Source organism: Pontibacterium sp. (genome assembly GCF_041587635.1).
In the GTDB taxonomy this organism is placed as follows: Bacteria; Pseudomonadota; Gammaproteobacteria; order Pseudomonadales; family Balneatricaceae; genus Pontibacterium.
Genome location: NZ_JBFGYC010000051.1, coordinates 1 through 13,493, shown reverse-complemented (window position 1 = coordinate 13,493; position 13,493 = coordinate 1). Strand labels below are relative to the sequence as shown.

9 protein-coding genes are annotated in these 13,493 nt (G+C 50.4%); 3 read left to right on the top strand and 6 right to left on the bottom strand.

Annotated features, from left to right (window positions below):
- From ABYW01_RS04755 to ABYW01_RS04730, 6 genes are all read right to left on the bottom strand, one after another.
- A partial coding sequence (locus ABYW01_RS04755) for an AEC family transporter (RefSeq protein ID WP_372831368.1) occupies nucleotides 1-454 on the bottom strand: 454 nt, incomplete at its 3' end.
- Between the two features lie 25 nt (nucleotides 455-479).
- Entirely contained in the window at nucleotides 480-968 is a 489-nt protein-coding gene (locus tag ABYW01_RS04750) for a universal stress protein (RefSeq protein ID WP_372831367.1), read from the bottom strand.
- Nucleotides 969-990: 22 nt separating this feature from the next.
- Entirely contained in the window at nucleotides 991-3,864 is a 2,874-nt protein-coding gene (locus ABYW01_RS04745) for an FAD-binding and (Fe-S)-binding domain-containing protein (protein WP_372831366.1), read from the bottom strand.
- 123 nt (nucleotides 3,865-3,987) lie between these two features.
- Nucleotides 3,988-5,373 carry a TRAP transporter large permease subunit gene (locus ABYW01_RS04740; protein WP_372831365.1) on the bottom strand — a complete coding sequence of 462 codons (1,386 nt, stop codon included), beginning with the start codon at nucleotides 5,371-5,373 and terminating at the stop codon, nucleotides 3,988-3,990.
- Nucleotides 5,373-5,900, bottom strand: a complete 528-nt coding sequence (locus ABYW01_RS04735; RefSeq protein WP_372831364.1) for a TRAP transporter small permease subunit — start codon at nucleotides 5,898-5,900, stop codon at nucleotides 5,373-5,375. Before ABYW01_RS04735 ends, ABYW01_RS04740 begins: the two co-directional genes overlap by 1 nt.
- Before the next feature lie 133 nt (nucleotides 5,901-6,033).
- The gene (locus tag ABYW01_RS04730) at nucleotides 6,034-7,104 is read right to left on the bottom strand and encodes a TRAP transporter substrate-binding protein (protein ID WP_372831363.1); all 1,071 of its coding nucleotides are present in this window, start codon (nucleotides 7,102-7,104) and stop codon (nucleotides 6,034-6,036) included.
- Between the two features lie 367 nt (nucleotides 7,105-7,471).
- Between ABYW01_RS04730 and pdhR the strand changes: the two genes are divergently transcribed.
- The 3 genes from pdhR (at nucleotide 7,472) to aceF (ending at nucleotide 13,079) form a co-directional block, all read left to right on the top strand.
- On the top strand, nucleotides 7,472-8,239 hold the full coding sequence (pdhR, locus tag ABYW01_RS04725) for a pyruvate dehydrogenase complex transcriptional repressor PdhR (protein WP_193952084.1): 768 nt from the start codon (nucleotides 7,472-7,474) through the stop codon (nucleotides 8,237-8,239).
- A 193-nt stretch (nucleotides 8,240-8,432) separates the two neighbouring features.
- Complete coding sequence (aceE, locus tag ABYW01_RS04720) at nucleotides 8,433-11,090, top strand: pyruvate dehydrogenase (acetyl-transferring), homodimeric type (RefSeq protein WP_372831362.1); 2,658 nt, start codon at nucleotides 8,433-8,435, stop codon at nucleotides 11,088-11,090.
- Between the two features lie 39 nt (nucleotides 11,091-11,129).
- The gene (gene aceF, locus ABYW01_RS04715; protein WP_372831361.1) at nucleotides 11,130-13,079 is read left to right on the top strand and encodes a dihydrolipoyllysine-residue acetyltransferase; all 1,950 of its coding nucleotides are present in this window, start codon (nucleotides 11,130-11,132) and stop codon (nucleotides 13,077-13,079) included.
- The last annotated feature ends 414 nt before the right edge of the window (nucleotides 13,080-13,493 follow it).

Here is a 13,493-nt window from a genome sequence, read left to right as displayed (position 1 = left end):
GGGTGCGATGGTCCAGCAGGTAGACGCCGACAGAAAAATGCAGCGTGTTCTCAATGAGGAAAAGCAACACCGCAACCGGCAGGGCTTCTTCACCAAAAGCGAGTACGATCAGCGGTAGACCCAGGTTGCCACTGTTGCTAAACATCATCGGCGGCAAAAACGTTTTTGCTTTGACGCCAATAATACGGCACAGAGGCCAGAGTAGCAGGCCAGAACCTAATACGACGACAGCAGCGCCAATCGCCAGATTCTGATAGGTCGCCAGATCAAATGATTTAGACGACAGTACGGAGAAGATCAGAGCCGGACAAAACAGATCCATATTGATCTGGTTAGCGGTGGACATATCGGGTTTACGGGCACGACCGTAGAAAAATCCAACCGATACAATCGCCACCAGAGTAAACACCGTGAGAAAGATACGCTCTATGAGTAGCAGTGAAGTGTCTTCCATTACGGTGTGTCCTCAGAGGGGGTAATCAGGCGAACTTTTTACCGGTAGGCACTACAAGTACTGGGACTTTAGCGCTTTTTACCACTTGCTGTGCAGTATGACTATGATGACCGAAGGTATTTTCAGAGCCGATAACAATCATATCTGCGCTAATCGTTTTTGCTTCACGCAGGATGGAATCGGTGTGATTACCTTCAATGACAACATGTTCGATGTTCAGCTCGACCGGGGCAGGAAGACTCGCCAATTCATCTTCGCAAAAGGCTGCAACACGTTCACGCATCTGATCTTTAATCGCATTGATGCCTTCGTCGTGCATCTTCTTAACCAGATTTTCATCCAGATAGTTCTGGATCAGCGCGTGGCCCAGTTCGCCGATAGGCTCAACCACATGCAGCATGACGATTTTAGCGTTGAACTGATTGGCCAGATTTACCGCATGACGGAAAACCGGACGGGTGTGTTTGCCTAAGGACGTGGTGTACAGGATGGTGTTCATCGCTGGAAGTGCCATCGTTAATTCCTCTGCTGAGTATTCAGGCCGAAGCAGCCTGAATACGTTGGTTTTCATCGGTGCTGGCCGTGGTGCTCAATTTGGGCTGAGTCACCCGATCGACCAGATAAACAATTGATTTATAGTCGATACCGCTGTGGTGGCTAAGGCCAATTTCGCAGGTCCGGCTGGTGGAATAGCCCGTGCTACATTCGCTGACACTGTCTTTGAGTGTACGCAGGGCTGATGCATTCAGTTCCGGTGTACTAAAGCCTTTATCTCCTGCGAAGCCACAGCAGGTGATCTGGTCAGGAACCACGACTGCAGTAGAGCAGGCATTCATAATACGTTTCAGTTTTTCTGCTTGTCCCATACGGGTTGCGCTACAGGTGATGTGCAGTGCGACCGGTTCATCGGTCGGTTCAAACAGCAGGCGGTCCATCAGGAACTGGTCGATGAAATCGACGGTATCAAAGAGTTTGATCTCTTCACTGATGTTCTCACGCAGACGCAGGGTGCAAGGGCTGGTATCGGAGTAGACCGGAATTTCGCCGTTGTTAGTTACCTGCATCAGAATTTGTTCGATTTCGTTGGATTTAGAATCCGCCGCGTCAAACATCCCCTTGGACTGGAATGGCATACCGCAGCACAACTTATCCATATCGTCAGGATAGATCACTTCGAAACCCGCTTTACGCAGCAGGGCTTCGGTTTTATCTGCCAGAGATGTACGATCCTCATCACCCCGCGCCGGGCCCATGGTGCGGCTGGCGCAACTCGGCAGATAAACCACCTTAGGTGCAGTAGGGTTTGAGATCCGTTTTGTTGTATCGATCTTGGGTGCTGCGGTTGGCAGGGACGGTGTCCATTGCTGCACAGCTCCGCCAGTTGCCTTGCGGGCAAAACCGGTCACCGCAGACATCGCCTTGGTACCCAGAATGGCATGCGTAGCATCGGCAACTTTAAAGGCCGCTTTGGTTGCTGTGGTGATGCCGCCGTAATGATCGGCAACCCACTGTGCCAGTTTGGTGTGATTCTCATTGTCCCGACTGCGGATCGAACGTGTCAGGTTGCCGGTGTTGATGCCGACCGGACAGGTGGTGGAGCACAAGCCGCAGGCTGCGCAGGTATCGGTACCTTGATATTGGTACTCTTTGCGCAAGTTAGCCAGGCGTTCGGGGTCTTCTTTGCTGGCTTCCAGTCGGGCAATTTCCCGCCAGATCACAATCCGTTGACGCGGGCTCAAAGTCAGGTCACGCGACGGGCACGTGGGTTCACAGAAACCACACTCTATGCACTTATCCACAATCGGATCAGCCGCAGGCATCGGTTTAAGGTTTTCCAGGTGCACCTGCTTATTGCGGTTGAGGATAACGCCGGGATTAAGGATCTCTTGTGGATCAAGCAGTTCCTTCAACTCCCACATCAATGTGTAGGCGTCAGCTCCCCATTCCATTTCAACATACGGTGCCATGTTACGGCCTGTACCGTGTTCCGCTTTCAGAGAGCCGTCGTATTTACCCACCACCATCTTACCGACGTCATCCATCAGCCCTTCGTAACGCGCTAGTTCTTCTTCGTTATCAAATGCCTGAGTGAAAACAAAGTGCAAGTTACCCTCAAGGGCATGACCAAAGATCAGTGCTTCATCGTAATGGTATTTTTCAAAAATCTGGTGCAGGTCATGTACCGCATCTGCCAGTTGTTCAACCGGGAAGGCCACGTCTTCGATGATGACCGTGGTGCCGGTCATACGCACCGCACCCACTGCAGGGAACAGGCCTTTTCGAATCGCCCAGTACTTAGCATACTCCTCGGGGTCGGTGGTGAACTCAACCGCTTTTGAGGTTTTCAGGTGAGAGATCGATGCTTTGATCTCTTCGACCTGACCAGTGAGTAATTCCGCTTTTGAGGCACGTGTTTCAATCAGCAGGGCCGCGGCATCTTCAGGCAGATCACGGATAAACGCAGGCAAGCCCTCTTTATTCTCAATAGAGTGAAGGCCTGCGCGGTCAATCAGCTCAACAGCTGAGACTGGCGTATCCTTTAGAATCGCAACCGCTTCACAGGTCGTACGGACTGTGTCGAAGAAGATCAGTGCTGATGCTTTGTCCGGGAACTCATCAACGGTCTGGTAGGTAATTTCGGACATAAAACCGAGCGTACCTTCGGAACCGATCATCAGATGCTGCAGAATCTCAACCGGATCTTCGTAGTCGACCAGCGCATTCAGAGAATAACCAGTGGTATTTTTCAGGCGATACTTATGATTGATACGATCACGTAAGGCATCGTTTTGGCGAGTCTGGCGCGCGAGTGCATCAAGCGCATCCAGAAGTCCTTTATGTGATGTGCGGAACGCGGCTAACGACTGCTCACAACCGGTATCCAGTTGTGTACCGTCTGCCAGCACCAGTTTCATACTTTGGAGTGTTCGATAGCTATTCTGTGCAGTACCACAGCACATGCCGCTGGCATTGTTTGCTGCAATTCCGCCAATTTTAGCGGCATTTATAGATGCCGGATCAGGGCCGATTTTTTTGTTAAACGGCGCCAGATATTTGTTTGCGTGACCGCCAATAACACCGGGCTGCAACTTGATGGAACTGGCGTCATCGCTGATTTCGTAGTTATTCCAGCCATCCCCTAACTGGATGAGTACGGAATCGGTAATTGCCTGACCGGATAGACTCGTGCCGGCTGCACGGAAAGTGACCGGAATACCGCTATCAGCGGCCAGAGTGACAATACGGGATACTTCATCAGCAGACTCTACGCGCACTACGATCTGCGGAATAAGGCGATAAAAGCTGGCATCAGTTCCATATGCCAGGGTTCTAAGTGGATCGCTGATCAGACGTGTGTCTGGAATAAACGATTTCAGTTGATCATGAAACGCCTGATACTGCTGTTTCATAGCCCATTAACCTCACCAACGCTCTTCTGCTTTTTAACAAGCAGTTATTTTTATGTCGTATTTTTATATCGTAAAAAAGGCCACCACTACGCGGGAAGTAGGGTGGCCAAAGGTTTGGCCGTGTTAGCCGTAAGCCGTAGCTGGCAGCCACAGGACGAGTTGTGGCCAGAAAACCAGAATCAGCAGGCCAATCAGCTGAAGAATGATGAATGGGATAACGCCTTTGTAGATATCGCGCAGCTGCACGTTCGGAGGGCAGACACCCTTGAGGTAGAACAGCGCGAATCCGACGGGCGGTGTTAAGAACGATGTTTGTAACGCCATCGCCACAAGCATGACGAACCAGACCAGTTCTGGGTTATCCACAACGCCGTAGCCGTCGATATCCAGTCCAAGTGCCGATATGACCGGTGCAAGTAAAGGCAGGATAATCAGCGTGATTTCGATCCAGTCCAAGAAGAAGCCCAGCAGGAAGATAACACCCAGAATAAAGAAGATAATGCCGTAAGGACCAAATGGCAGACCGGTCAGGAACGACTCAATCAACTCGTCACCACCCAGCTCACGTAATACCAGTGCGAAACAGGTTGCACCGATAAAGATCGCAAAGATATAGGCGGTTGTATTCATGGTGCCGCCCACAACTTCTTTCAGTACTTTGAAGTTGAACTTGCGGTTGTACAGAGCCAGCATAGTGGCACCAAACGCACCGACACCGGAAGCCTCGGTTGGTGTGGCAATGCCTGCGAAGATAGAACCCAGTACGACGAAGATCAGTGCCAGTGTTGGCAGAACGGCTTTCATAACGTTCATGAAAGCGTTCATAGTGATCGGCTTAGCGTCCGGTGGAATCGGTGCAGCGTCAGGCTTAACAATACCCGTGATAAGAATGTACAGGATGTAGAAACCGCCCAGCATCAGACCCGGGAATACCGCGCCCATAAACAGGTCACCAACAGACAGACCCAACTGGTCGGCCATGATCACCAGCATGATACTTGGTGGGATCAAAATACCCAGAGTACCGGCCGATGCGATGGTACCCAATGCCAGTGGCATTGCGTAACCCTGCTTGGTCATTGATGGCAGAGACATTACAGCCAGAAGCACAACGGATGCGCCGATAATGCCGGTAGATGCCGCAAGAATAATACCGATCGCCGTCACAGTAATCGCCAGGCCACCACGTACACGACCAAACAGTTCCTGCATGGATTGCATCAGGCGCTCAGCCACGCCGGATTTATCCAGCATGATGCCCATGAAGATGAACATTGGCAGGGCCACCAATATCCAGTTATCCATGATTTTCCAAAGACGGTTCACGACCAGACCCAGTGTGGTGTAATCCAGACCGGTCATCGTGTCCATATACATATCTGCGAGAAAGCCGATACCCGCAAAAATAACGCCGATACCACCTAATACCCAAGCAACAGGGATGCCGGTAAACAGCAGGGCGATGAACGACAGGAACATCGCAATAACAAGAATCTCATTGATGTCCATTAAGCATCTCCTCGCATCAGCAGGGTAAAGTCACGAATCAGGCGGGAAACCATCGCTAGGGCAAGCAGAGCAAAAGATATAGGAATCGTGCTCTTGATTAGCCAGCGCCATCCCAAGCCGGAAGGTGCGGAGGAGTGTTCGTTGATGCGCCAGGAGTCGGCGACAAAATCGAGACTATGGAAGAAAACAATCGCAATAAATGGCATAACCAGAAGCAAAATGCCGAGGATCTCAATCACGTACTTAGTTTTTGCACGGAAAGAGGAATAAAACAGGTCAACACGAATATGGGAGTTGGTTGTCTGTGCATATGACAGGCCAAACATCACACCCACTGCATAGAGATGCCATTGCAGCTCTTCCAACGCGATCAGTCCGCTGGCAAAACCTTTACGCAATACAACCTGAAGAATAATAACCAGTACCAGTGCTACATAAGCCCAGGCAACAGTTAAGCCGATGCGCTGAATAAAGCGATCAATGCCATCGGCCAGCGGCACTGATGGAAGCTTTTCGTTTTCAGTCACAGGAATACCCACCCTTTATACACAGTCTTTGTTGTTATGGCGCCCAATCCCTGGGAATGCAGACGGGCCCGAAGGCCCGTTGAGCTAAGGACGCTACTGAAACTCAGCGGCGCCTTATAGAAGTGTTATGAACTTACTTCTGAGCGCGTGGCAGGAATGCGTTTGCTTCCCACAGGTCGTAGCCTTTACGGAAGGTGCTCAGGTCTTGCCATACTTTGTTGAAGAAAGGATCAGCTGCGGTTTTCTCTGCGACAACTTCGTCCCATTTGGTTTTGAAGGTATCCAGCATGGTCTGGTTCCAGTAACGGATCTCAACACCGTTTTCAGACGCTTTCTGCATCACTTCAAACTGCATCGCTTCACCTTCAGCGATCGCATTGGTCATGGATGCTTTACAGGTGGTTTCTACCAGCGCCTGCTGTCCTTTGGACATCTTGCCCCAGGTGTCTTTGTTGATCAGCAGTTCGAAGTCAGTTGCCTGCTGGTGCCAGCCAGGGAAGTAGTTGTACTTAACAATTTTGTGCAGGCCCAAACGCTGGTCGATAGCAGGCTGAGAGAATTCAGTCGCGTCGATTGCACCTTTCTCCAGTGCGCCAAAGATTTCACCGCCTGGCAGCTGAACAGTACCTACGCCCAGTTTTTCCATGACGGAAGCACCCAGGCCGAAGAAGCGCATGTTCAGACCTTTCAGGTCTTCAGGTTTTTCGATTGGCTTAGAGAACCAGCCGGATGTTTCTGGAGAGATGATTGCGCAAGGCATTACTTTTACGTTGTAGCCCGCGGTGTCATACATCTCCTGATACAGGCTCATGCCGTTACCGTAGTACAGCCATGCCATGTATTCGCCAGCTTCCGGGCCGAAAGGTACAGCGGAGAACAGTGCTGCTGCAGGCATCTTGCCCTGCCAGTAACCCGCAGTGGAGTAACCGGAGTTCACTTTACCAGAGGAAACTGCATCTAGAATTTCTGGAGGGCTGACCAGTTTGCCTGGCTCGTAAACTTTCATTTTTACTTTGCCATCGCTGACCAGTTTCAGCTGATCTGCTACCCATGCGATTGGCGTGCCCAGTGCAGGAAGGTGAGTACCGAAAGCGATAGGAGTTTTCAGTAGCAGTTTGTCAGCAGCCTGCGCAGGAGCAGAAACACTCGCGATAGCTGCACTCATAATTGCTACGGAAATCATGGACTTAGCAAACTTTTTCATGACACATCCTCTAGATGTTTAGTTGTTTTTATTAGAGCCGTTTGGACAGAAATACTGTAAATCTATCTACTTGCTGCTAGATTGGTATTACCAATTTACCAGCTTATGGTTTTGTACTTTATTTTCTTAGGTGATCATTTGTCAATCAATTTCTCTTCTATCGGTCTATATACTGAAAATAGTGCAGTCCAGGAGGTTTTGGTTGAAAATTGATCGAATATGATTTATTCAGTAGGATTGGTAATACCAATTTGTGGTGCGATTGGTGTATAACGATGATTAATAGTGTGCGTCGAATTTTTGAAAACTGTATGTTGAAGTGATTACACTATTGGTCTTACCAATGCAGTTATGGGAGTTATTTTGCATGGCATATCAACGGGTTAAGCAGCCCAAAATTTCAGATGTAATCATGGAGCAGTTAGAAGCCATGATTTTAGAGGGTAGCTTGAAGCCGGGTCAGCGCTTGCCGCCAGAGCGGGAGTTGGCAAAGCAGTTTGAGGTTTCTCGCCCGTCTTTGCGCGAAGCGGTACAAAAGTTGGTCGCGAAAGGATTGTTGATCAGTCGTCAGGGCGGAGGCACGTTTGTAGCCGAGGATCTGGGAGGGTCTTTTTCTGATCCGTTGCTGGAGTTGTTCCGTACCCATCCGGAAGCCCAGTACGATCTCCTTGAATTTCGTCATGCGCTTGAGGGGGTTACGGCATACTACGCTGCGCTGAGAAGTACACCTGCTGATAAGGAAGCGATTAAGCAGTGTTATTCAGACCTGGAGCACTATCACGAGACTAAGCAGTTTGATAAGGAAGTGTACGCAGATGTGGATTTTCATTTGGCGATCGCTGAATCCACACACAATATGGTATTGCTGCATATGATGCGTGCGCTATTTAGTCTGTTGCGTCAGCACGTCTGGGATAACTTGCAGAATATTTACCCTAAAGCGGATTATCGCGAAAAGATTCATTGTCAGCACAAAGTGCTGATGGATGCGATTCTTTCCGGTGAACCTGAAAAAGCACGCGAAGCAGCTCATCATCATCTGGCTTATGTTGAGGATGCATTGTTGGAAGGACAGAAGGAAAACACCCGTTTGGAGCGTGCATTGAGGCGTGCAAATATCTCACCTGAGCTATAGTTGTATAAATACTACAAGAAAAGTCCGATCTCGACCTGCTGTAGACTTTTTAGTCACTATTATGTAGTATTACTACAAATATAATAACGACACAAAAAGAACGATGGCTTTGTTGCGGTGCAGCATGGTGGCTGGGCCGCACAAATTAGAGCTGTTAAGAATTTCTGCGTAAATTCCGAGTGGAGAAGGCAAAGTGCAAGATTTCATCGAAGATCTCGATCCTGTAGAAACGCAAGAGTGGCTGGAGGCCCTGGAGTCAGTTGCCAAAAATGAAGGCGATGACCGCGCGCGTTTCATCCTGAGTGAGCTGGGCAAAAAAGCCGCTGACATGGGAGTAGGCTCTCAGTCAACGCTGACAACCCCGTACCGCAACACGATCGCACCAAGAGACGAAGCCCGCATGCCGGGTGACCTGTTTATGGAACGTCGTATCCGTTCCTTTATTCGTTGGAATGCGATGGCGATGGTTATGCGCGCCAATGACAATGATGAAGGTCTTGGCGGTCACATCTCCTCCTTCTCCTCTTCCGCAACACTCTATGATATCGGTTTCAACTACTTCTTCCGTGGTAACGATGGCGGTCAGGATGCTGACATGGTGTTCTTTCAGGGACACATCGCACCGGGTATCTACTCACGCGCATACCTTGAAGGTCGTTTGACTGAAGAACAGATGGATAACTACCGTCGCGAAGTAGATGGTAAAGGTCTGTCTTCTTATCCTCACCCTTGGTTGATGCCTGATTTCTGGCAGTTCCCAACGGTATCCATGGGTCTGGGCCCGATTCAGGCTATCTATCAGGCACACGTTATGCGTTATTTGTCTGCGCGTAGCCTGATTAATCGTGCTGACCGTAAGGTATGGGCGTTCCTGGGTGATGGCGAGTGTGATGAGCCGGAATCCCTGGGTGCTATCTCTCTGGCAGGCCGCGAACAGCTGGAAAACCTGGTGTTCGTTGTTAACTGTAACCTGCAGCGTCTGGATGGTCCGGTTCGTGGTAACGGCAAGATCGTACAGGAACTGGAAGGTGTGTTCCGCGGTGCTGGCTGGAATGTCGTGAAATGTCTGTGGGGCCGTCACTGGGATCCACTGTTTGAGAAAGACGACAAAGGTCTGCTACAGAAACGTATGGACGAAGTCTGCGACGGTGAGTTGCAGAACTATAAAGCCAACGGCGGCGCGTACACCCGTGAACATTTCTTCGGTAAATACCCAGAGTTGCTGGAAATGGTCAGCGACATGTCCGATGAAGAGATCATGAATCTGAACCGTGGTGGTCACGATCCTTATAAAGTGTATGCCGCTTACCAGCAGGCAATGAATCACAAAGGTCAGCCTACCGTTATTCTGGCTCAGACTGTTAAAGGTTATGGTACCGGTAAATCCGGCGAAGCGAAAAACGACACCCACTCTATGAAGAAGGTGGCGATGGATGATCTGAAAGACTTCCGTGATCGCTTTAACATTCCGCTGGCTGATGATCAGTTGAAGGAAGTACCGTACTACCGTCCGTCTCCGGATTCTCCGGAAATGAAGTACATGCTTGATCGTCGTGAAAAACTGGGTGGTTTCTATCCGGTACGTCGTACTGAGTTTGAAAAGCTTGAAACGCCTGCGCTGGAAGCATTCTCTAACAATCTGAAAGAGAGTGGTAAGCGTGAGATGTCGACCCAGATGTCTCTGAACCGTGTGTTGAGCACATTGGTGAAAGATAAAAACATGGGTGATCGTGTTGTGCCAATCGTGCCTGATGAAGCACGTACCTTCGGTATGGAAGGTATGTTCCGTCAGCTGGGTATCTACACCTCTGCGGGCCAGCGCTATGTGCCGCACGACTCTGATCAGATCATGTTCTACAAGGAATCTAAGACCGGCCAGATTCTGGAAGAAGGTATCAACGAATCCGGTGCATTCTGTGCGTGGTTGGCTGCAGCGACATCTTATGCCAACAACAACTGCACGATGGTGCCGTTCTACATCTTCTACTCCATGTTTGGTTTCCAGCGTGTGATGGACCTGACCTGGGCTGCAGGTGACTCTCAGGCTCGCGGTTTCCTGATCGGTGCAACATCCGGCCGTACAACGCTGAACGGTGAAGGTCTGCAGCATCAGGATGGTCACAGCCATCTGATGGCTCAGATGATTCCTAACTGTGTATCTTACGACCCAACTTACGGCTATGAGCTGACAGTTATCGTGCAGGATGGTCTGCGTCGTATGTATCAGGATCAGGAAAACGTTTTCTACTACGTGACTACACTGAATGAAAACTACTCCCACCCAGCAATGCCAACCGGTGCTGAAGAAGGCATCATCAAAGGTATGTACCTGCTGGAAGAAGGTAAGTCGGCTGAGAAGAAAGTTCAGCTGATGGGCTGTGGTTCCATTTTGCGTGAAGTACGCGAAGCAGCAACGATTCTGCGTGACGAGTACGGTATCGAAGCGGATATCTGGAGCACTACGTCGATCAACGAACTGCGCCGCGAAGCACAGGAAGTTGAGCGCTGGAATATGATGCACCCTACTGAAGCACCACGCACATCTTATGTTGCTCAGTGTCTGGAAGGTCGCGATGGCCCTGTTATCGCATCCACTGACTATATGCGTATGTACGCAGATCAGCTGCGTGAATACATCCCACGTAACTATAAAGTACTGGGAACCGACGGTTTTGGTCGCTCTGATACGCGTAGCAAACTGCGTGAATTCTTCGAAGTGAACCGTCACTACGTTGTCCTGGCAGCGCTGAAAGCACTGCAGGAAGAGGGCAAGGTTGAGGCTGCTGACGTCGCCAAAGCCATGCAGAAGTTCAACATTAACCCGGAAAAACCGGCGCCGTGGACTGTTTAAGTCGACTGAACTTCTAAAGGCTAATTGGAGGATAACGAAGTGAGCAATATTGAAGACGTACTGGTTCCAGACCTGTCCGGTTCCGACGATGTAGATGTCGTTGAAATTCTGGTGAACGTTGGTGATAGCATTGAAGAAGGCGATAGCCTGTTAGCGCTGGAAACTGACAAAGCATCAATGGAAGTGCCTGCGCCGAAAGGTGGTGTGGTCAAAGAAATTATTATGCAGGAAGGCAGCACTTGTAACGAAGGTGATCTGATCCTGAAGCTGGAAGTTGGCGGCGCGGCAGCAGAAGCACAGGCTCCTGCAGCAGTGGCAGAAGCGCCAGCGGCAGCTCCGGCAGCCGCCGCTGCGCCAGTGGCTCCTGCTGCAGCCTCTGCTGTTGAAGAAGTGCGTGTACCTGATCTGTCCGGTTCCGAAGATGTGGATGTGGTTGAAGTGCTGGTGAAAGCCGGTGACAGCATCGAAGAGGGCGACAGCCTGATCGCATTGGAAACCGATAAAGCGTCCATGGAAGTGCCTGCTCCTAAGGGTGGTATCGTCCAGGAAGTCATTATGACTGAAGGCGGTACATGCAACGAAGGTGATCTGATCCTGATGCTTTCAGTGGGTGGCGCAGCGCCAGCGCCTGTTGCTGAAGCTCCGGCTCCGGCCGCTGAATCTGCTGCGCCTGCGCCAGTTGCGGCTCCGGTTGCTGGTGGTGTTGAAGATGTACTGGTTCCAGACCTGTCCGGTTCTGAAGATGTTGATGTTGTAGAAGTGCTGGTGAAAGCCGGTGATAGCATCGAAGAAGGCGATGGTTTGATCGCACTGGAAACGGATAAGGCATCGATGGAAGTGCCAGCACCAAAAGCGGGTGTCGTTAAAGAGGTGATCATTGGTGAAGGTGGCACCTGTAATGAAGGTGATCTGATCCTGAGGCTGGAAGTGGCGGGTGCTCCTGTAGCATCGGCTCCGCAAGCGGCAGCTCCGGCTCCGGTAGCGGCGCCAGCTCCTGTGGCTGCGCCGTCTAAAGCGTCTGCACCGGTAAAAGCTGATAAGTCGGTTGATCTGGCATCGCTGGAGAAGAAGAATCGTTCAGTACATGCAGGCCCTGCGGTACGTGCGGTTGCGCGTGAGTTTGGTGTTGAGTTGTCACAGGTTAGCGGTACCGGTCCAAAAGGCCGTATCCTGAAAGAAGACGTTCAGGCCTATGTGAAAGCTGCGCTGAAAAAACTGGCAGAAAAGCCGGCTGCGACGGTAACGGGTGGTTCCGGTATCCCGGCTATCCCTGAAGTGGACTTCAGCAAGTTTGGTGAAGTGGAAGTTGAGAAACTGTCCAAGATCGCTAAAGTCACACGCGACAATATGTCTCGCTGCTGGTTGAACATCCCGCATGTGACTCAGTTTGATAAAGCTGATATCACTGAGCTGGAAGAGTTCCGTAAATCCATGAAGGATGAGGCGGCTAAGTCTGGTGTGAAACTGACGCCACTGCCATTTATGTTAAAAGCCATTGCGATTGCTTTGAAGACGTATCCGAAGTTCAACGCGTCTCTGCATGCAGACGGTGAGCACATCGTTTACAAGAAATACGTGAACATCGGTATCGCAGTGGATACACCAAACGGCCTGATGGTTCCTGTGATCAAGGATGCAGATAAGAAGAGCATCTACGAGCTGTCTCAGGAAGCGATCGAGCTGGCGGGCAAAGCGAAAGACCGTAAGCTCAAGCCAAACGAGATGCAGGGCGCATGCTTCACCATCTCCAGCCTGGGTGGTATCGGTGGTACTGGCTTTACCCCAATCGTGAACGCACCGGAAGTGGCAATCCTGGGTGTTTCCAAAGCGGATATCGAACCGCGCTGGAACGGCAAGGAGTTTGAACCACGTAAGATGCTGCCGCTGTGCTTGTCTTACGATCACCGCGCAATCAACGGTGGTGATGCCGGTAAGTTCCTGACTTACGTTAACAGCCTGCTGAGTGATATTCGTCGCCTGGCACTGTAACACACTGTTTTCCAATCCCTTGGCTCAGCCCTCGTAAGAGGGCTTCTTTTTACCAAGACGGATACACAGATTTTTAAGGCGGTTTGTAACCGCCTTTTTTCGTTTCAAAGCGCCGTCAAAATACCTTTTCTACGGTTACTTGCGACGCTTGGAAAACGCAAGTTGTCTGGTAACCACCCTTGGTGCCCATGGGGTATTCGACATCTTCTCGTCCAGATAGATCTGGCCAGGCTTCAGCAGGTGATCCAGTTCCTGTCGGTCATTGCTGGTGGCTCTGTATATCTGTGAATAATAATGGCCGGTATTAAAAAATATCGTATGTCTTTGTTCCTTAGTTTAATGGGCTGCTTTAAAGCCAGGCAGCAAGCGACAATAGGTCGCATCAAATTAGCTTTTGCTTATTAAGGGCCTCGG

What these genes read in the sequence shown, in the direction of transcription:
- ABYW01_RS04750 (WP_372831367.1), bottom strand. Translation starts at nt 968, where the DNA reads ATGGCACTTCCAGCGATGAACACCATCCTGTACACCACGTCCTTAGGC.
- ABYW01_RS04745 (WP_372831366.1), bottom strand. Translation starts at nt 3,864, where the DNA reads ATGAAACAGCAGTATCAGGCGTTTCATGATCAACTGAAATCGTTTATT.
- ABYW01_RS04740 (WP_372831365.1), bottom strand. Translation starts at nt 5,373, where the DNA reads ATGGACATCAATGAGATTCTTGTTATTGCGATGTTCCTGTCGTTCATC.
- ABYW01_RS04730 (WP_372831363.1), bottom strand. Translation starts at nt 7,104, where the DNA reads ATGAAAAAGTTTGCTAAGTCCATGATTTCCGTAGCAATTATGAGTGCA.
- pdhR (WP_193952084.1), top strand. Translation starts at nt 7,472, where the DNA reads ATGGCATATCAACGGGTTAAGCAGCCCAAAATTTCAGATGTAATCATG.